The sequence below is a fragment of the Paenibacillus litoralis genome (assembly GCF_046244365.1).
Lineage (GTDB): Bacteria > Bacillota > Bacilli > Paenibacillales > NBRC-103111 > Paenibacillus_V.
Genome location: NZ_CP176395.1, coordinates 559,229 through 579,998, shown reverse-complemented (window position 1 = coordinate 579,998; position 20,770 = coordinate 559,229). Strand labels below are relative to the sequence as shown.

The window sequence follows — 20,770 nt, the reverse complement described above, 5'->3', positions numbered from 1 at the left end:
CGCTGCTATACCGGAGCTATGCCAGCTGTGTCGTGCCCATCAAGTAGCGGTCGCATTCGCGGGCGGCTTCCCTGCCCTCATGGATCGCCCAAACGACGAGGCTCTGCCCGCGCCGCATGTCGCCTGCAGCGAACACGCCGGGAACGTTGGTCGCGAATTGTCCGTAGGCGGCCTTCACGTTCGTCCGCTCGTCGCGCTCGACGCCGAGCTGCTCCAGCAGCGTCTGTTCAGGGCCCAAGAAGCCCATCGCAAGCAGCACGAGCTGCGCCGGGTACACCTTCTCGCTGCCCGGCACCTCCGCCGGTACAAATCGGCCGCCATCGTCCTTCTTCCATTCGATCAGCACCGTGTGCAGCTCTTTGACATGCCCGTTCTCATCGCCGACGATCTTCTTCGTCGAAATGAGATACCGGCGCGGATCTTCGCCGAACCGGGCAGCCGCCTCCTCTTGGCCGTAATCCATCTTATATACTTTCGGCCATTCGGGCCACGGATTGTTCGCCGCTCGCTTCTCCGGCGGCTTCGGCATGATCTCGAACTGCGTCACCGTCCGGCAGCCGTGCCGCATCGACGTGCCCACGCAGTCCGTGCCGGTGTCCCCGCCCCCGATGACGATGACGTCCTTGCCTTCGGCGGAAAGGAATTGTCCGTCTTCGTGCGCGGAATCGAGCAGGCTCTTCGTGTTTTTGTGCAGAAACTCCATCGCCAAATGAACGCCCTTCAGCTCGCGTCCCTCGATCGGCAGATCGCGGCCCTTGGTCGCGCCGCCGCACAGGACGACCGCGTCGAACTCCCGCATCAGCTGCTCCGCCGGATAGTTTTTGCCGACCTCGGTATTCGTGACGAACGTCACGCCCTCCGCAGCCAGCAGATCGACGCGCCGCTGAACCGTTTGCTTATCCAGCTTCATATTCGGAATACCGTACATGAGCAGCCCGCCGATCCGGTCCGCACGCTCGAAGACGGTGACGGAATGTCCCGCTTTGTTCAACTGCGCCGCGCAGGCGAGACCGGACGGTCCGGAGCCGATGACGGCGACCTTCTTGCCCGTTCGCCGCTGAGGCGGCTCGGGCGTAATCCACCCTTCCTCGAACGCCTTGTCGACGATGGATCGCTCGATCGTTTTGATGGTCACCGGCGAATCGTTCAGCCCGACCGTGCAGGAGCCTTCGCATGGAGCCGGGCAGACGCGGCCGGTAAATTCGGGGAAGTTGTTCGTTTTGTGCAGCCTATCGATCGCTTCCCGCCACCTGCCCCGGTAAACGAGATCGTTCCACTCGGGAATAAGATTGTTGACCGGACAACCGGACGCCATCCCGCTGATCAGCTTGCCGGTATGGCAGAACGGGATGCCGCAATCCATGCAGCGGGCGCCCTGCGTCTGCAGCTTCTCGTCGGGAAAATGGCGGTGGAACTCGTTGTAATGGGCGATGCGCAGCAGCGGTTCGTCCTCCGCCGGCACCTCGCGCTTGTATTCGATAAAGCCTGTCGGTTTCCCCATTTTCTGCCCCCCTAATTGCCGCTGACGCGGGCGACGTCTTTCGTATTTTCTTCGAACGCGACCATAATGGCCTGTTCATTGCTTAATCCGGACCTTTTGCCCCGCTCGATCGCTTCGAACATTCGCTTGTAGTCCTTCGGGATCACCTTGACGAAATCAAGCACGCTCTCTTCCCAATTTTCGAGAATGCGATGAGCCAGGCCGCTTCCGGTAAATTTGTGATGGTTGCGAATCAAATTGTGAACCTCGTTATTCTCGTACTGCTCCTCAATTCGTTCGAGCAGCACCATCTCGCTGTTGACTCTCGATTGCAGCGCGCCGTCCGGGTCGTACACGTATGCGATGCCGCCCGACATGCCTGCCGCGAAGTTGCGTCCGGTAGCGCCCAGCACGACGACGCGCCCCCCGGTCATGTATTCGCAGCCGTGATCGCCGACGCCCTCGACAACGGCGCGCACCCCGCTATTGCGTACGCAAAACCGTTCGCCCGCCCGTCCGCGGATGTACGCCTCCCCGTCGGTCGCCCCGTAGAACGCCACGTTGCCGATCACGACGTTGTCCTCCGGCACGAACGCCGACCGCTCCGGCGGAAACACGATAATTTTGCCGCCGGACAGCCCCTTGCCCACGTAATCGTTAGAGTCGCCTTCGAGCGACAGCGTGATGCCGTGCGGTACGAAAGCGCCGAAGCTTTGGCCCGCCGAGCCGTTGAAATGCAGGCGAATCGTATCGTGCGGCAAGCCCTGCGCCCCGTAGCGGCGTGTAACCTCGCTGCCGAGAATCGTGCCGGTGACGCGATTCGTATTGCGAATCGGCAATATCGCGTGCACATGGTGCTTCTCTTCCAGCGCCGGCTTGCATATATGCAGCAGCTCCCTCATGTCGAGCGAGCTCTCCAGGCCGTGGTCCTGCTTCTGGGAGCAGAAGCGGCCGACCTCCTCCGGCATATCCGGCCGGTAAAGCAGCGCGGACAGATCGACGCCCTTCGTCTTCCAATGTGCAATCGCCCGCCTCGGCTCGATGGCATCCGTACGCCCGACCATCTCTTCGATCGTCCGGAAGCCGAGCGAAGCCATGATTTCCCGCACCTCTTCCGCGATGAACGTCATCAGGTTGACGACGTGTTGCGGATCGCCCGCAAATTTTTTGCGCAGCTCCGGATTTTGCGTCGCTACTCCTACGGGACATGTATCGAGATGGCAGACGCGCATCATGATACAGCCAAGGCCGATCAGCGGCGTCGTCGCAAAGCCGAACTCCTCGGCGCCGAGCAGCGCCGCCATGACAACGTCGCGGCCGGTCAGCAGCTTGCCGTCCGTCTCGACCGTAATCCGGCTGCGCAAATTGTTGAGCACGAGCGTCTGATGCGTCTCGGCGAGGCCGAGCTCCCACGGCAGGCCCGCATGGCGGATGCTCGTTTGCGGGGATGCGCCGGTACCGCCCTCGTAGCCGCTGATCAGCACGACGTCCGCCTTGCCTTTGGCGACGCCGGCCGCAATGGTGCCGACGCCGACCTCGGAAACGAGCTTGACGCTGATCCGCGCGCGCGGATTCGCGTTCTTCAGATCGTGGATAAGCTCCGCCAAGTCCTCGATCGAATAAATATCGTGATGCGGCGGCGGCGAGATCAAGCCGACGCCGGGCGTCACGCCGCGGCATTCCGCGATCCACGGGTACACCTTGCCGCCCGGAAGCTGGCCGCCTTCGCCGGGCTTCGCTCCCTGCGCCATCTTGATCTGAATCTCGTCGGCGTTCACGAGATAATGGCTCGTGACGCCGAAGCGTCCCGAAGCGACCTGCTTGATCGCGCTGCGGCGCAAATCGCCGTTCTCGTCGGCCGCGAACCGGTCGGGGCTTTCGCCGCCTTCGCCGGTGTTGCTCTTGCCGCCGATCCGGTTCATCGCGATGGCGATGCTCTCATGCGCTTCCTTGCTGATCGAGCCGTACGACATCGCGCCGGTCTTGAACCGTCTGAAAATATCGGACGCCGGCTCCACCTCGTCAAGCGGCACGGGTGCTCGATCCCTCTTGAATTCAAGCAGTCCGCGCAGGTTAAAGCGCTTCTCCGAATCGCGCTGAATGTACCCGACGAACGATTTGTACATCCCGTAGTTATTCGTCCTTACGGCCGTTTGCAGCGCATGGATCGTCTCCGGCGAGTAGAGATGCTCCTCTCCGCCCTGCCGCCACTGTAGATCCCCGCCGGTATCGAGCACGCGGTCGCGGCCCTCCTGCGGAGCAAAGGCGCGAAGATGCCGCATTTCGGCCTCGCTTGCGATAACGTCGAGGCCGATGCCCTCGATACGGGAAGCCGTCCACGTAAAATATTTATCGATCACCTCGCGGTTCAGCCCGACCGCTTCGAAAATTTGCGCGCCGCGGTAGCTCTGAATCGTCGAGATGCCCATTTTGGCCAGCACCTTGACGACGCCCTTCGTCGCCGCCTTCACGTAGTTGTAGACGGCCTTCTCGTACGTCAGACCCGTCAGCAGTTGCTGGCGAACCATCGCATCGAGCGACTCCAGCGCCAAATACGGGTTGATCGCCCCGGCCCCATACCCGATCAGCAGCGCAAAATGATGCACCTCGCGCGGCTCGCCCGACTCGAGAAGCAGCCCCACCTTCGTGCGCGTGCCGCAGCGGATCAGGTGATGATGCAAACCCGAGACGGCGAGCAGCGCCGGTATCGGGGCCTGATCGGCGTCGACGCCGCGATCGGACAAAATAAGCAGCGTCGCTCCCTCCGCGATCGCCTCGTCGGCGGCCGCGAACAGCCGCTCCATCGCTTGATCCAGACCCACCGCTCCGCCTCCTGCCGCAGCGAGAATCGGCAGCGTGACCGTACGGAAGCCCGGCCGGTCGATATGCCGTAGCTTCGCCAGCTCCGCATTCGTGAGGATCGGCGTCTTGATCCGGATTTGCCGGCAGCTTTCCGGCTCCGGCTTCAGCAGATTGCGCTCCGGTCCGATCGTCGTTTCCTGCGCCGTAATGATTTCCTCGAAGTTGGCGTCGATCGGCGGGTTCGTCACCTGCGCGAACAGCTGCTTGAAATAGTGATACAGCAGCTGCGGCCGATCGGACAGCACCGCAAGCGGCGCATCGTTGCCCATCGAGCCGATCGGATCGACGCCGTTCTTCGCCATCGGCTCGAGCAGCTTCCGCAGCGCCTCGAACGTATAGCCGAACGCCTGCTGCCGCTGCAGCACCGTCTCGATATCCGTTCCCGGAACTTCCGGCGCATCCGGCAGCTCATCGAGCCCGATCAGATGGTCGTCCAGCCATTCCCGGTACGGACGCTCGGCCGCAATCTCCCGCTTGATTTCCTCGTCGGAGACGATTCGGCCCTGAACCGTATCGACCAACAGCATGCGTCCGGGCTGCAGCCTGTCTTTGCGGATGATTTTGTCCGCCGCCATAGGCATGACCCCGACTTCGGACGCGAGGACGATCAGATCGTCGGACGTCACGTAGTACCTTGCCGGACGAAGACCGTTCCGGTCAAGCACCGCGCCGATCACTCTGCCGTCGGTGAACGAAATCGCCGCCGGTCCGTCCCACGGCTCCATCAAGGTGCTGTGATACTCGTAAAACGCCCGTTTGACGGGATCCATGCTCTCGTGCTTGGACCAAGGCTCCGGAATCATCATCATCGCGGCATGCGGCAGCGAGCGTCCGGACAGCATTAGAAATTCGAGGCAGTTGTCGAACATTTGCGAGTCGCTGCCCGATTGATCGATAATCGGCATGATCCGGCTCATGTCGTCCCCGAACAGCTCCGATTCGCACATCGCCTGTCTCGCATGCATCCAGTTGACATTGCCCCGCAGCGTGTTGATCTCGCCGTTATGGATCATGTACCGGTACGGATGCGCCCGCTCCCAGCTCGGGAACGTATTCGTGCTGAAACGCGAATGGACGAGCGCAAGCGCCGTCTCGACGAGCGGGTCCCGGAGCTCGGTATAATAGGCGTCAACCTGATGCGGCGTGAGCATCCCCTTGTACACGATCGTCCGGCTCGAAAGGCTCGCGGTGTAGAAAAAGCCCGCCAGGTCGCGCAGCGCGTTCTCCGACCGTTTGCGGATAACGTACAACTTGCGCTCGAAAGCCAGCTCATCCGGCCCCGGGAGAACGGAACGGCCGATAAACAGCTGCCGGACGAACGGCTCCGCCAAGCGGGCGGTATCGCCGAGCGAGCTGTTGTCGGCAGGGACCGTACGCCAGCCGAGGACAACCTGCCCTTCCTCGTTGACGATCCTCTCGATCGTCCGCTCGCATCGTTCTCTCGCGGGCGCCTCTTGCGGCAAATACAGCATGCCGACGCCGTATGCGCCCGCCTCAGGCAGCTCGAAGCCCAGCTCGAAGCAAGCGCGGCTAAGAAACGCGTGCGGAATTTGCATCAGGATGCCGGCCCCGTCGCCGGTGTTCGTTTCGCAGCCTTGACCGCCCCGGTGATCCAGATTGCAGAGCACGCTCAGCGCTTGCCTGACGATGTCATGCGAAGGTTTGCCTTTCAGATGGGCCACAAAGCCGATTCCGCACGCGTCATGCTCATACTGCGGGTCGTACAGCCCCTGCTTGGGAGGAAGTCCGATAGGATTCATCGATGCGCACCTTTCTATATGGAGTTTTATTGTAAACCGGTAGAACCGGCGTGCGAAGAAATTGCCGCCGGCGGCATGGCAACGGCCGCTTCCGAACGTCTAAACGGCCAACGATCGGGAAACGCAAAATCCGGGTAAAGCGACCGTATAGGGTAACCCGAGTATCATTCAATCAAGCATACCGCTACCATATGATGCGCCGGGCCAGAAAATCACCTGTCCGATAACATTCGCGGGATGGCAGGACTATTTCAAAAATGGAATAAGAAAGATAGCGCTTTCACTAAGCTTGCGGCCAAGTCTCGCCCCGTATCCATCTCATTGCGGCGATCCAAGGGATTAACGTCATGAAGCGCATCAAGGCGTCTCATCGGTGTGAATAAGGCTGAGTCTGGCTCGTCAGGGAGGCAACAAACCGGCATTGCGTCCGGCTTTGATTAAGAAACATGCTGAGGGCTGCGCCGTATGGTGGGTAACGGCTGAAGTAGCGGGTGACGCGCCAAACAAAAGCTGCTGCCAGTGCGTCTAAGGAGCACCCTTGCCGTAGAGCTCGTCCGACTTTTCAAGGGTTTCGTTTATTTTATCACCACCGAAAGATTGGCGCAATTTCAAATTTTCTGAAATTCCGGGACAAGCTCGTTTCGCTTAAACATGACTGCGGCAATATGCGAAACTCGGGGAAACGTGTTATGATGGAGTGTAGACTCCCTTACAATGAACGCTTCCCGGAGAGGATAACGATATCGTGGCAAAGCTTTATTTTCGTTACGGCACCATGAACTGCGGCAAGTCGATCGAAGTGCTGCGAACCGCGCATAATTACGAAGAGCAAGGCAAAAAGGCGCTGCTGTTTACGCCTGCCGTCGACGACCGTACGGCCGGCGGCGTCGTCGCTTCCCGCATCGGACTGACGAAACAGGCGATCGTTGTCGACGAAACGACGGATCTGTTTGCCATCGCCGAGGCCGAGCGCCCCGACTGCATCCTGATTGACGAAGCGCAATTTCTAAACGTGGAGCAGGTAGACAAACTGACCGACATCGTGGATCTACTCGATATTCCGGTCATCGCGTACGGTTTAAGGGCGGATTTCCTCGGCAACCTGTTTGAAGGAAGCGCCAGATTGCTCGCGATTGCCGATAAGATGGAAGAGATCAAAACGATCTGCTGGTATTGCTCCAGAAAAGCCGTCATGAACATGCGCCTGAAAGACGGCGTTCCCATATTCGCGGGCGAGCAAATCCAGATCGGCGGCAACGAGAGCTATCTCTCCGTATGCCGCAAATGCTATCGCGACAAAAAACAAGCATTCGGCACGACATGACCGGTCACATGACCATTGTCACTACCTGCGGACGGTCAACATTAGGTATAGTGTGAGTGAATGAAGAAGGTCAGGTGAAACGCTTTGAGAAAAAAGAGGGTGCTACTTTTATCCGAGGGCTTCGGCTCCGGCCATACGCAAGCCGCCCACGCCATATCGGATGGGCTGCGCCAGCTTTCTTCCGGCATCATGACCCGCGTGATGGAGCTCGGCGCTTTTCAGCATCCGACCATCGCTCCGCTCATCTTTTCCGCCTATCGCAAAACCGTGACGTCTCAGCCGAAGCTGTACGGTATGCTGTACCGTCATCAATATAAAAAATCGCTCAACCGCGTTCTGCAAATGGCGCTGCACCGCATTTTCTACGCCCGGACGGCGAATATTATCCGCCAGTTGCGCCCCGACATGATCGTATGCACGCATCCGTTCCCGAACGTCGTCGTCTCCCGTCTGAAACGGTCCGGTTTATCCGTGCCGCTCTGTACGGTCATTACCGATTACGACGCGCATGGCACCTGGATCAGCCAGTCGGTCAACCAGTATCTCGTCTCCACGGATTCGGTCAAGGCGAAGCTGATCGGACGGGGCGTTCCCGCCCAGCAAATCGTCGTAACCGGCATTCCGATTCATCCGAATTTTTGGGAGACGGATCCGAACAAAGAGGAAATCCGCGCCCGCTTCGGTCTGAAGGAAATGCCGACCGCCTTGATCATGGGGGGCGGCTGGGGGCTGATCAACAACGAGGAGCTGCTGCATTACGCGACGCGCTGGCGCGACAAGATTCAGCTCATCTTCTGCATGGGCAGCAACGAGAAAGCCCGCCAGAAGCTGGCAGAGGACGAACGCTTCAAGCATCCGAACGTGCATTTGCTCGGGTTTACGAAGGAAATCGACAAGCTGATGGACGTCTCCGACCTGCTGATTACGAAGCCGGGCGGCATGACCTGCACCGAAGGGATGGCCAAAGGGATTCCGATGCTGTTCTACAGCCCGATTCCCGGACAAGAAGAGGAGAACTGCCACTACTTCATCGCGAACGGGTTCGGCGATCAGCTCGATTCGCCGGGAACCATCGATATTTGGTTCGAGAGACTGCTTCGGGAATACCCCGACTTTGTCAGCCGGCACCGCGACTTTCTGCGGCAGCAGTCGTTAAGCTACAGTCCGCAGCAATGCTCGCAGGCGATTATGGCGTTATTACAATAAAGCTCCCTAAACGGGAGCTTTTTCCATTTGTGGTTTCCATTTTTTTGATTGCTCCAAACTCTGAATTGTGACATAATTTGGACAAAACCAGTCGAATTTCAAGGAATAACATACATAGCATTTCTATCTGAAAAGCGGGGAATGTCGTACCTATGAAGCAGCATGCGTTTATCCACCACCTTTCTTCCTTCATCGAAAACGTTTCCGATGCTATTTCCCTGCTCGAAGTAGTACCGGGCCCCCGTTTCCGCTATATCGACGTTAACCGCGCATGCGAGCGGTATAACGGCCTCCCGCGGGAGGCCATCATCGGCAAGTATTTGGACGAAATTTTGGACGATAAAGGCCACGAGCTATTCCTGAAATGGTTCGAGAAGGCGGAATCCCGGAAGCAATCGGTTCATTTCGAGGGAGACTACCCGATCAACCGCGATCAGAACATGTTCGATACGACGCTAGCCCCGTTGTTTGATGCGAATAACGAATGCAAGCACCTTCTCTTGTTTTCCAGAGATATTACGAGACGTAAGCTGATGGAGACGCAGCTTCTGGAAAGCGAAAGAAAGCACCGCCAGCTGGTCGAGTCGTTTCCGGAGGGCATCATCATCATTTGCGACGATACGCTCGTCTATGTAAACCCGTCCGGCGAGCTGCTGCTTGGTGCGGCAAATAGCGAACAACTGATCGGCCGGTCGGTGTACGACTTCATTTTGCCGGCAGAACAAGAATCGGCCAAAGTCTATTTCCGGGGACTGCTTGTCAATCCCGGCTCGCCGATCACGGAGCAGCACCGGATCGTACGTCTGGACGGCACCTATCTCGACGCCCAAACTACCGGGTTTTCCTTCGAATATGCCGGCAAACCGGCCGTCATGTCCGTTCTGCGCGACGTCTCCTCTATGGTAAAGATGCAGGAGGAGCTCGACCATTTCTTCAACCTGTCGCAGCAGCTGATCTGCATCTGTACGTTTGACGGTCAAACGGTCGTTACGAATCCGGCTTGGGAATCGATGCTCGGCTATTTGAACGAGGATACGCTGCAGGACAATTTCCTATGCTCGATCGTCCATCCCGACGACTTGGGTCCGATTCAGGCCGCAGGCGCGCAATTCAAGTGCGGCTCCAGCGTCATGCATTTCGAATCCCGTCTTCGTCATAAAAAGGGCCACTACCGGCTCATTCGCTGGAACGCCTCCGTTCTGCCCGAACGGGGGACGGTATACGCGACCGGAACCGATATTACCGACCAGCATGCGCAGCAGGAGCTTCTGCAAAAGTCGGAGAAGCTGTCCATCGTCGGCCAGCTGGCGGCCGGCATCGCGCATGAGATCCGCAACCCGCTCACCTCGCTCAAGGGCTTTCTGCAGCTGTTTCGCTCGAAGCTGGGGAAAGAAAAGAAATACGAGGACTATTTCTCGATTATGTTCAACGAATTTTCGCGCATCGAGGAAATTGTCGGGGAGTTTCTGATTCTTGCCAAGCCGCAGCCGAAAAGCTTCAAGCCGATGCCGATCGACCTGCTGCTGCGTGACATCGTCAAGCTGCTGGACATTCAGGCGATTCTTAACAACGTGCAAATTTTTACCGATGTCGAAGCCGGCCTTCCGCCGATATGCTGTGACGAAAATCAGCTGAAGCAGGTATTCGTTAACATCCTAAAGAACGCGATTGAAGCGATGCCTTACGGGGGAATGATCATGGTGTCAGCGCGCCGGAACGATTCGGGCGAGCTCTCTCTCCGTTTCACCGACCAAGGGCCCGGTATCGCCAAGGGACAGCTTGCCAAGCTCGGGGAACCCTTCTATACGACCAAAGAAGGCGGCACCGGTCTGGGTCTCATGATTTGCCATCGCATCATCGAATCGCATCAGGGGTCGATTTCCATATCCAGCGAAGTCGGGCAAGGAACCACCGTCGAAATCGTCCTTCCGCCGGCGGCCCCCCACTATCTTACGGAGGTTTCCCAGCCCCTGTCCTCCTAGTCTACGGAAGCGGGCCGGGAAAGACGTCCGGCAGGCTCTCTGGAACTATTTAACGCATACTTCCGGTTCCATATAGCGCGTGCTATGATAGGGGAGTTGACAACAGAACCACTCTGACTTGAAGGAGCCTCCCTATGAAAGCCCGTTCTTTACCCGTGCCGATTCCTTTGCTGCTTGCCGTCGGCATAGCGGCTATTTCTTTTTCCGCCATCTTCATTCGGCTGTCCGATGCCCCCGTTTCGGTCATGGGCATGTACCGGCTTGTGCTGACGAATGTGCTGCTGCTGCCTTTTATGCTCGGGTCGGGGCCGGCGGTCAAGCGGGCTACCGCGCGCGATTGGCTGCTCACCGGATTATCCGGCTTATTTCTCGGCGCCCATTATTTGCTCTGGATGGGCTCTCTCCGGCTAACCTCCGTTGCCAGCTCTACGGTCATCCTGGCGCTGCAGCCGATTTTCGTCTTGGTCGGCGCCTATTGGCTGTTCCGCGAGCGGACGACCGGCAAAGCGATCGCCGGCATGTCCGTGGCGATCGCCGGTTCGCTGCTGATCGGCTGGGGCGATATCCGCGTCGCGGGAGACGCGCTGACCGGCGATTTATTGTCGCTTGCGGGCACGTTCGCAATCGCGATTCACATGCTGATCGGCCAACTGGTGCTGCGCCGGATGCCGGCCATCTTATACAGCTTCTCGACCTTCGCGTCGGCCGCCCTTGTCTTCGTCGTCTATAACGGCGCGATGGGCTTTTCGTTCGGCGGTTACGAAGGCCGCGACTGGCTCATTTTCGCGCTGCTCGCCTTCGTGCCGACCGTGTTCGGGCAAATGCTGTTCAACTGGCTGCTTCGTTACGTCAGCGCGACGAACGTCTCGATGAGCGTGCTGGGCGAGCCTGTTGGCGCCGCTTTGCTCGCGCTCTGGCTGCTGGACGAACGGATCACTGGCCTGCAGATGGCCGCGGGCGCCGTTATTTTGCTAGGCGTCTGGTATTTCTTGAAGCACAACAAAACAACTGTTAACGCGAAGCTGGAACAACCGGATGCGCCGCGCGGGCAAAGCGCCTGATACGGCCGGCAGTCCGGCCGGCATGCTGCCGAAAAAAATGCCCGGTTTGCCGTATTTGGCAGCCGGGCATTTTTTTCGGCGGCTTGACCGACTTTACCAGCGAGCACGTCCGGTCATACGCATGTGGTTGACAAGCCAGCACGCATCACCCCACCGCGCGCTGGGAGCTGCGCGGCGCATAAAGTATCTTGGTATCTTGCAGCCGATGCTTCACGCTCGTTTGCACCCTAAGCGCCACCCCTTCTTTTTAGGACAACTGCGTCGTCACCGTGCAAGCTTCTGCTCGCGGTCGTTGATTCCACCTTCTACGCCTACTCGCCGCGTGCCCCTCCTGTACGGATAGCGGATTTTGAGGGCGTTATTCAGGGCCGTTCACCGAGCCGATGGAGCATAACGGATTTTGGAGGCGTTATTCGAACCGATTTCGCCCGCAACCAAGGATAGCACTCCAATAAGGCCCTCAAAATCCGCTATGTCCCTCTTATCCCGCCGAAACCACCATACAACGCCCTCAAAATCCGTTATTTCAAAATATTCATTATCTGGCGTACCCATCCCCTCTCCACACTCTACCTCCAGCCGCTAATCCGCACACGATTCCAGCTAAACAGTCCAGTCCACTTTACAAACAAACCAACAGCCGGCGTATCCATCCACTCTCCACACTCTGCCTAGCAGCCGCTAATCCGTACTCGATTCCAGCAAACAGTCCAGTCCGCTTTACAGTCGAACCCACAGCCTGCGTATGCATCACACTCCCGCACTACCTCCAGCCGCTAATCCGCACACGATCCAAGCTTACATGTCCTATCGACGCCCAAAAAGCCCCTCCTGCCAAAATCGGCTGAGGGGCTTTGCTGTTCAAGAGCGAAGGGCGCATGTCAGCTTGCGAAGCCCTTCACGATTTTATTCAAATACGAGCGGCGCGCAGCGAGAAAGTAAAGACTCTGCATGACGATATAGATGCCGATTACGACAAGCGCATATAACCAGGCGTCGGTCATCAGGATGTTGCCGAGCGCCTTCATCGCGAACATCGTATGCACAATGCCGACGACGCACGGTACATAGAACACCATGGCGATCTGCGTCGTCACCGTTTTGCCGATCTCCTGCACCGTCATCCCGATTCGGGTCAGAGCTTTGAACTGTTCGCGATCTTCCTCCAGCTCCGTAAACAGCTTGAAGTAAATCATGCTGCCGGAAGCGATGAAGAACAAGAAGCTGACAAAAAGACCGATAAATAGAGTAAGAGAGGTCAACTGCTTCGTTTCCTGGTACGTAGCGACGCGGTTGTCGAAATGGCGCTTTTGCTTCTCGGGAACGAGCGCTTCGATTTTGGCGGCCGTCTCGCCCGTCCCTTCCCATTTCTTTAATTCGAAGCCGTAAACCGCAAGCTGCTTCTCTTCCGGAACGGTTTTCATGAACGCTTTGTATTGCTCGGTATCCACTACCAGCAGCTCCGTCGCGTCGTAACGCGGAAACGCAATGGTGCCGTTGACCTGCCGGTCGAACGTCAATTCGAGCTCGCCGCCGTTCGCCTTCACTTTAAGCGGCACGCCGGTTTCCACCATCTGGATTTTCATTTCCTTGTACGGATACACATAGACCGCATGACCTTTCGCGATGTCGAGCTTTTGCCGCTGCCGGTTCATTTTAGCCGCGTATTCGTTATACGTCTCCTCCGAAACGATCATCGCCGTCGTTTCTTTGCTGAACCGGCTTCCGATCGTCGGGAGCGAAGCCGCGGTTCCGACGAGCTTCAACTCATAGTCGATTTCGACTCCGTCCTGCTTCAAAATATCCCGAACCTTCTGCGGATCGACGACGTTGTGCGTGTTCAAGCCTTCTTCGATGAAAGCGATCGTTTGCGGACTGTTATCCAGCAATTGCGCCTTGCTGCCCTGAAAAAAGACGTAAAACGTGCCCGACGCCGTCAGGATGACCGCGCTCATAACGGACACCATGAACAAGATGCGCGCGTTGTCTTTCATTTTGAACACGAGCTGCGATACGGTCATCAGGTTCGTGCCCTTGTAATAGAACGGCGTACGCCGCTGCAGCCTGCGGAATATCGCCACGCTTCCCTGCGTGAACAGAAAGTACGTCCCGACCACAACAAGAAATAAAATCGGCAGCATGAAGATCATCGCATTCATCATATTCATCGTGTACGCCATATAATAGCCTCCGCCGAGGCAGAGGACAGCCAGTACAACGAGCCATTTGGACGCCAGCGGCGGCGTTTTGGGCTTCTTGGAAGCTTTCAGCAGGTCGATGATTTGGCTGCGTCCGATTTGAAACAGCGTAAACAACGTAATGGCGAGAAACAAAGCGAAGAAACCAGCGCCCGTAAGCAGAAGCGCTTTGGCAGGCACTACGAACCGGATCGGATTGCTCACATTCAAAATTTCCGCAAGCGCCATGAAAAACAGCTTGCTGAACAGCATACCCAGCCCGATACCCGCGGCGATCGCAAGCACGGAGATGGCGATGTTCTCGTACAGCACCATTTTGCGAATTTGTCCGCTGGTCATGCCGAACAGGGAGAAGAGACCGAATTCCTTCTTGCGCGATTTGACGAAGGCCGACATCGAATACAGGACGAAGAAGAACGAGAAAATCATAATGATGTACTCGCACAAAATCATTCCCTGCCGCACCCTGGAGGCCGCCTCGATATGACCGTTCACTACGTCCGGATGAAAAATAAACGCCGCATAAATGAAGAAAATCATTACCGAGAAGACGCTGCTTAAGAAAAACGCGCTGTACTGATGCCAATTGCCTCTGACATTCTTAACCGCGAGCTGGCGAAATTTCATCGAAATTCCCTCCCAACACGCTGAGCGAATCCAAAATCTGCTGGAAGAACGCTTGCCGGTTCGTACCGCGGCGAATTTCCGAGAAAAACTTGCCGTCCTTAATAAACATGATGCGCTTGCAATAGCTGGCGGCAAACGGGTCATGCGTGACCATCATGATCGTGGCCCCCATCTGCTCGTTCAAGTCCTTGAGGGAGTCCATGACATCCTTCGCTGACTTCGAGTCGAGGTTGCCGGTCAGCTCATCCGCAAGCAGGATAGCGGGTTTATGAATCATCGCGCGGGCGATGGCCGCACGCTGCTTTTGACCGCCGGAAACCTCATACGTCCGCTTGTGCAAAATATGGCTGATATTCAGTAAATCCGCACTCGCGTTCAAACGCTCTTCGATTTCCTTCACATGCGCGTTCTCGAGTACGAGCGGCAGGATGATGTTTTCTTTGATCGACAAGGTGTCGAGAAGATTGAAATCCTGAAAAATAAAGCCGAGCTCGCGCCGGCGGAACAACGCCAGCTGTTTGTTGTTAAGCGCAGCCGGATCGGTTCCGTTGATTTCAACTTTGCCGGACGTCGCTTTGTCGATCGTGGCGAGAATGTTCAGCAGCGTCGTTTTGCCGCTTCCCGACGGACCCATGACGCCGACAAACTCTCCTTTTTGTATATCAAGATGGATATCCTCCAGCGCTTTATAAACCATCTTGCCTTTCGTGCCGTAAACCTTCGTCAGCCCTTGGGCTTTCAGTACGCTCATGTTCATTCCTCCGCTTGCTTAGTCTTCGCTTGATCGATTCCCAGTATAAGCGATTGCGGGGCGGGCATGTATCGATTTCCCTTTCATTTTCGGCCGCCAAGCTTACAAAGTTGTCACCTTTGCATGTTGCATCGACGCCGGAGCCGCAGCCGCGGGGTGCGAAAAGCTGCGCTATTGTCACGTTTTTGGTTCCATGGTAAAATCTTGAATGTGATAATGATTATTATTATCGAAAAATGGCGTGATCGAATACGGCCTATCCGTACCATCCCCCGTTGGGAAATGCGGTCGTCCTTATTTTTATAGAAGCTTTCCCATCCCCGAATCAGAGGAGCTGAACCATGGAGAAGCACTTCGATTTCTCGCTGGTGGAAACGTATTTTCATATCTCCCCCAATGGGGCCGATCAGCCTTATTATGAAATGCCGGCTACCGCCTTCCTATTGGATTCCGGCACTGTGAAAGACATGCTTCAGCAAAGCGGAGCGACCGTTCAAGCGACCGGACTGGAGCTGCCTGCGTCGTTCGTCGGCATCTCGTTATGCAATCTTTGCATTACGCAGTTGCTTTTTACGGCGCAGTACAACCGGCTGCTCGATCTGACGCTCGGCAACTTGACCTTCCAGATTGAAATGCATGACGACCATGCCCATCTGGGCTACAAAATCAACGAGCTCCGATCATCCGAGGTTCCGGAAGCCGGCCGTGAGGCATTTCTTGCCCGGCACTGGAAGGATAGCTTTACCACAATTATAACTCCGGCGGTGCAGGCCATTGCCGCCGCTGCCGGCGTCAAGCCGGACATGATCTGGCAGCAATACGGCGGGCAGCTCGCCAGGGTGCGGGATTTCGTGCTGGAGCACGAAAAACGCGAGCCTGTACTCGAGCGGTTCCACCAGGATTGCGGCGTATTAACGGATCTAGCACCGGAGCTGTTTCAGCGCAAACGCAATCCGTTCCAACATACGCCCCGTTATATCGACAGCCCTTATAAGCTGGGGGCGCAGCTCATGCTGCATTCGTCCTGCTGCATGTATGTGTGCAGAACCGACGGCCAGAAATGCTATACCTGCCCCCGGATGACGGAAGCGGAGCGCGAGGAACGGAAAGCGCGGATCTTGGCCAAAGCGCAATAATTCGGCAGCGTCTCCGGGTCGGCAATGCAAAAAGAGCAGTCAGGCGATCCTCTCGCGATCGTCAGACAGCTCTTTTTCATTAAACCACCAGCTCCCGGTAAATCGAATCGGTGCTGAAGCCGATCGTAACCGTCGTACCGATGCCCAGCTCCGACTCGACTTGGAGGCTATGCCCCAGCCGGCCGCACACCTCTCTGGCCAAATACAGGCCCATGCCCGTGGACTCTTCCACCATTCTGCCGTTCTCTCCCGTAAAAAAAGGATCGAATACCCGGCCGAGATCCTGCTCGGCAATGCCGATTCCTTCGTCCGTTACCGATAAGCGGCAGCCGGTTCCCTCGATCTTTAGGGTAAAAAGCAGCTGCTTGCTGCCGGGCTTGTCCTTCGAATATTTGATGGCGTTCGTCATAAGCTGGTTCAGTACGAACGAAAGCCATTTTCCGTCCGTTTCGACATTGATGTCATCCCCCTCGACGCGCGGGAAAATCGATGCTCGTATACAGGCTTTCTTATGGCCGTTGACGACTTGGCGAACGAGGGACAGCAGGCTGACGCGCTCAATGCGGACATCGAGTCTGAAATGGTCCAGCCGCGCGGTGTGCAGCATCATTTCAAGCCCGCGGGAAATACGTTCGTTCTCTTCTTGGATGCTGCGGAACAACGGCGCGCCGGACGTCCCTTCCGGCAGCTCGTTCGCTTGCTGGACTAGCAAATCGATGACCGACACGGGCGTTTTCATATGGTGTACCCACTGGTTCGTAAAATGGAGATGCTGCTCCCGCTGCCTCCTGTATTCCGCAAGCTCGTCCGAGTACGCCTTGTATTGCCGCTCGAGCACTTGCTGAACCGCCAGCTGTTCGCGGGTCATGCCGTCGCTGACGCGCATCGCCGCCTCCAGATCGGACTCCCGCTCCGACAGTACGCTAGCCACTTGGCGGTAATACAGCCGCTGCCGCAAATAGTCCCACGTAAGCCAGGCCAGCATGACGACCGACGCCAGCACGAACATGTACGCGATATTGTTTATGTCCGGAACAAACCCGTCGCGCAGCCGTTCCAGCGAAACGACCAGCACGACAAATACGAGCGCCAAATAAAAAGCCGCGATATAAAAAAACCTGTCCTGCAAAAACGGCTTGACGAACCATCTCCGTTCGGGTGGCGCCACGCTGTCCGGAATGTCGCCATGCTTGCTACGGTCCATTCGTTTCACTCCCTGTCCATCCTATCGGCACTTGTCCAGAAGCTCTGCATCGTCCAATCCCGGTCATACTGTCCGGCCTATTCGCCTGCCCCCGGATCGCCGGTAACGTGCCTGACCCGCCTCCGCGCATTCAACGCCCCGAATGCGGCCATGCCGTATCCAAACGGTAGCCTTGCCCGCGCACCGTTTCGATCGCCTTCGGCAATCCGAGCTCCTCCAGCTTTTTGCGGACGCGCGTCACGTTGACGGTCAACGTATTGTCATCGACAAAATGAACGTCGTCCCACAGCGCCTCCAGCAAATCTTCCCGCGTTACGATGCGTCCCGCCTTGGCGACAAGCGCTGCCAGCAGCAAACATTCGTTCCTGCTCAGATCCGCCCGATTGCCGTTCCATTCCACGACGTTTTTGGCGCGGTCGAGCGTCAAGCCGTTCGCTTCCAGCTCGTCCGAGCTCGCGGCGGATGGGGCGTATTCGCCGTATGCCCGGCGCAGGGCGCTTTTGATTTTGGCCATGACCACGTCGAGATGGAACGGCTTCGTCAAATAGTCGTCGCCACCGTTCTCGATCGCCATCACCTGATCCATATCGCCCACCCGCGCGGACAGGAAAATGATCGGCACGTTCGAAACGGTGCGGATTTGCCGGCACCAATAGAAGCCGTCGAAATGCGGCAGGTTGATGTCTAGCAGCACCAGATTCGGCTTCGTATCGGCGAATTCCTGTTTCAAGTCGCGAAAACGGACGGCACGTACAACCTCGTAGCCGTATTTGACGATATATTCCTTCAGGATCGACGCGATCTTGTCGTCATCTTCAATAATCATGATGCGATACATAAAGGAGTCCCCCTTCCAGGGAATGTTTCCTTTACTTTAACCGAATCCGGCGAAGGGGCGCAACCGGGACCCGCGTTTGGATCACAAAGGCTGTACGGGACAATGCCTCCGTTTCCGGCAGTTGTATATGATTGTTCATAACATAAAATCTTTATTATATATAATCGATAATTATATCGAACCGTTTTTTTATTATATTACATCAATTTTCATGGAAAAACATGCATAAAATCAGTCTTTTCGTCTAATTTACTTGAGTTCTTCCAAACCATACGAACCTTTATATTGACAAATCAGTTCTTTAAAATTATATATAATCTATAATATTAGAGAGTGGGAAGGTTGAATCTAGCATGCAAACCGAATCGATTACCAAGCAAAGCATTATGGGAAAGCAAAGCATCAGCGAAGATTTGGTGGCGCTGATTAAGCAGCAAATCATCGACGGGGAGCTGAATCCCGGGGACCGGATCGTGGAGACGAAGGTTGCCAAGGAGCTCGGCATCAGTCAAACGCCGGTACGCGAGGCGATTCGCCAGTTGTCGGGCGAAGGCATTATTACGATCGTGCCGAATAAGGGACCGATCGTGCGAACAATGGATTCGACCGACGTATTCGAAATTTATTCGCTTCGTTCTTTTCTCGAAGGACTCGCCATCCGGCTTGCCGCCCAGTACGCAACTGACGACGACATTAGCGGTCTGGTGTCCATTTACGAGGATATGAAACTCAAGCTGAGCGACGATACGGTCAGATCCTTGCTTAAAGAATCGCTGACCATCCATCAAACGATCATTCGCCTCTCCCGTCATGCCCGCTTGATCAAGATGTACGATTCCATCTCGTTTCAAATCACGCTTGTCAACCGGATCTTGGGTGTCACGTCCACCAAGCAAAAAGAAGTCGCCGAGCATTGGGAGCTTATCGATGCCATGATGAAACGAGACCCGGAGCATGCGGAAAAAGTAATGCGAAATCATATTTACAAATCTTTCTCCGATTGTTCGCTGCTGATGGACGATCAAATCCGTCAATTCGACAAGATCATTTGGGTATAGCCGACCGACGGGAGGATTGCCGCCAGGAGGAAGGAAGCCGCAAACTCACGGTACGTGCCAAGAAGGGAGACTTTCTATGACGCATTCATTGTCGGATGGGGCCTCGCACCCTGCATTGTCCATTCTGGAGGATCTCATACGCATCCAAAGCGTGAATCCGCATTACGGCGAAGGTGCGAACGGCGAAGGCCAAGTCGCCGATTACATCGAAGAACGCTGCCGGCGAGCCGGTCTAACCGTCTGGCGGCAGCCTGTACTGCCTGGCCGGGACAACGTGATCGCGGAGCTGCGGGTTCCCGATCCGCAAGCCGTACTGCTGTTCGAATCGCACATGGATACGGTTTCTCTGGACAGTATGGTCGATCCGCTGAAGCCTATCTACAAGGACGGCAGGCTCTACGGACGCGGCGCCTGCGACACGAAAGCGACGCTGGCCGGCATGCTCTATGCCATGGAGGAATGCGTCAAGCAAGCCGAAACGCTGCGCTCCGACATCGTTTTTTGCGCTTCGGTCGATGAAGAGCATGCCTTTCGCGGCTTGGCGGCCTTCATGGAGCTGGATATCCCGATCAGCGGCGCGGTCGTCGGCGAACCGACGGAGCTCGGCATCGTCACCCAGCATAAGGGCTGCGCCCGCTTCGCCGTCCATACGCACGGAAAGGCCGCCCACAGTTCCGTTCCTCAGGAGGGCGACAACGCGGTCTATCAAATGATGCGCGTCGTCCGCTACATAGAGGAAAACGAGCAATTGCGGCTTGCGTCGCTAAGCAGCCCCTTATGCGGCTCTCCGTCGATCGTAGTCGGTACGATTCGCGGCGGCGTGCAAATCAACATCGTGCCGGAGCGCTGCTCGATCGAGGTCGACCGCCGGATCATCCCGGGCGAAACGCCGGAGGAGGCGCTGGCTCAATTCGAACGCGCGCTGCGCCTGGCAGTGGAGCCTCTCGGCGTTCGGCTCACGATTGAACCGCTGCTGCTCGATCCCGCCTTGAATACGCCTGATGACGCCGGCATCGTAGCGGCGGCAAAGCGAACGGCGGGGGCGCTCGGGTTAAGCGAGCAGCCGTGCGGAGTGCCTTACGGCAGCGACGCCAGCAAGCTTCAGCAGTGGAAAGGCATTCCGACGATCGTTTACGGCCCCGGCTCGATCGCGCAAGCTCATTCCAAGGAGGAATGGGTGCCGGCCTTGGAAGTGGCGAAGGCCGCGGAGTTTTATTTGCTGCTGGCCCAATCGTATCCCTGATCTTCCGTTGGCACCGCCATGATAGACCCTAGTCAGTTCG

General features: G+C 56.8%; 13 protein-coding genes. 7 read left to right on the top strand and 6 right to left on the bottom strand.

Translation table 11 applies throughout. The features are described 5' to 3' along the window. Positions 1 to 16: 16 nt before the first annotated feature. The gene (locus ACKGJP_RS02500) at positions 17 to 1,501 is read right to left on the bottom strand and encodes a glutamate synthase subunit beta (RefSeq protein WP_409344123.1); all 1,485 of its coding nucleotides are present in this window, start codon (positions 1,499 to 1,501) and stop codon (positions 17 to 19) included. An 11-nt stretch (positions 1,502 to 1,512) separates the two neighbouring features. Further along, entirely contained in the window at positions 1,513 to 6,102 is a 4,590-nt protein-coding gene (gene gltB, locus ACKGJP_RS02495) for a glutamate synthase large subunit (RefSeq protein WP_409344122.1), read from the bottom strand. A 745-nt stretch (positions 6,103 to 6,847) separates the two neighbouring features. Here gltB and ACKGJP_RS02490 point away from each other — a divergent pair. From ACKGJP_RS02490 to ACKGJP_RS02475, 4 genes are all read left to right on the top strand, one after another. Then, positions 6,848 to 7,426, top strand: coding sequence for a thymidine kinase (locus ACKGJP_RS02490; protein WP_409344121.1), 579 nt, complete (start codon positions 6,848 to 6,850; stop codon positions 7,424 to 7,426). 84 nt (positions 7,427 to 7,510) lie between these two features. Further along, entirely contained in the window at positions 7,511 to 8,632 is a 1,122-nt protein-coding gene (locus ACKGJP_RS02485; RefSeq protein WP_409344120.1) for an MGDG synthase family glycosyltransferase, read from the top strand. Between the two features lie 152 nt (positions 8,633 to 8,784). After that, the gene (locus ACKGJP_RS02480) at positions 8,785 to 10,614 is read left to right on the top strand and encodes a PAS domain S-box protein (protein ID WP_409344119.1); all 1,830 of its coding nucleotides are present in this window, start codon (positions 8,785 to 8,787) and stop codon (positions 10,612 to 10,614) included. Positions 10,615 to 10,748: 134 nt separating this feature from the next. Then, positions 10,749 to 11,675 carry a DMT family transporter gene (locus ACKGJP_RS02475; RefSeq protein WP_409344118.1) on the top strand — a complete coding sequence of 309 codons (927 nt, stop codon included), beginning with the start codon at positions 10,749 to 10,751 and terminating at the stop codon, positions 11,673 to 11,675. An 881-nt stretch (positions 11,676 to 12,556) separates the two neighbouring features. Here ACKGJP_RS02475 and ACKGJP_RS02470 read toward each other — a convergent pair. Both ACKGJP_RS02470 and ACKGJP_RS02465 read right to left on the bottom strand, forming a co-directional pair. Further along, on the bottom strand, positions 12,557 to 14,500 hold the full coding sequence (locus ACKGJP_RS02470) for an ABC transporter permease (RefSeq protein WP_409344117.1): 1,944 nt from the start codon (positions 14,498 to 14,500) through the stop codon (positions 12,557 to 12,559). Beyond that, entirely contained in the window at positions 14,475 to 15,251 is a 777-nt protein-coding gene (locus ACKGJP_RS02465) for an ABC transporter ATP-binding protein (RefSeq protein ID WP_409344116.1), read from the bottom strand. Before ACKGJP_RS02465 ends, ACKGJP_RS02470 begins: the two co-directional genes overlap by 26 nt. A gap of 341 nt (positions 15,252 to 15,592) precedes the next feature. Here ACKGJP_RS02465 and ACKGJP_RS02460 point away from each other — a divergent pair, with 341 nt between their 5' ends. Next, a complete protein-coding gene (locus ACKGJP_RS02460) occupies positions 15,593 to 16,387 on the top strand; it encodes a hypothetical protein (RefSeq protein WP_409344115.1) in 795 nt (264 codons plus the stop codon). 79 nt (positions 16,388 to 16,466) lie between these two features. Here ACKGJP_RS02460 and ACKGJP_RS02455 read toward each other — a convergent pair whose 3' ends face one another. Both ACKGJP_RS02455 and ACKGJP_RS02450 read right to left on the bottom strand, forming a co-directional pair. After that, positions 16,467 to 17,591: a sensor histidine kinase gene (locus ACKGJP_RS02455; protein ID WP_409344114.1), complete on the bottom strand. Its 1,125-nt coding sequence runs from the start codon at positions 17,589 to 17,591 to the stop codon at positions 16,467 to 16,469. A 130-nt stretch (positions 17,592 to 17,721) separates the two neighbouring features. Next, positions 17,722 to 18,429 (bottom strand): winged helix-turn-helix domain-containing protein, encoded by a 708-nt coding sequence (locus ACKGJP_RS02450; RefSeq protein WP_409344113.1) that lies wholly within the window; start codon positions 18,427 to 18,429, stop codon positions 17,722 to 17,724. A gap of 353 nt (positions 18,430 to 18,782) precedes the next feature. On the opposite strand from ACKGJP_RS02450, the gene ACKGJP_RS02445 reads away from it, so the two are divergent. Together ACKGJP_RS02445 and ACKGJP_RS02440 are read left to right on the top strand one after the other, a co-directional pair. Then, positions 18,783 to 19,487, top strand: coding sequence for a GntR family transcriptional regulator (locus ACKGJP_RS02445; RefSeq protein WP_409344112.1), 705 nt, complete (start codon positions 18,783 to 18,785; stop codon positions 19,485 to 19,487). 76 nt (positions 19,488 to 19,563) lie between these two features. Continuing rightward, positions 19,564 to 20,730, top strand: coding sequence for a M20 family metallopeptidase (locus ACKGJP_RS02440; protein ID WP_409344111.1), 1,167 nt, complete (start codon positions 19,564 to 19,566; stop codon positions 20,728 to 20,730). Positions 20,731 to 20,770 lie beyond the last annotated feature (40 nt).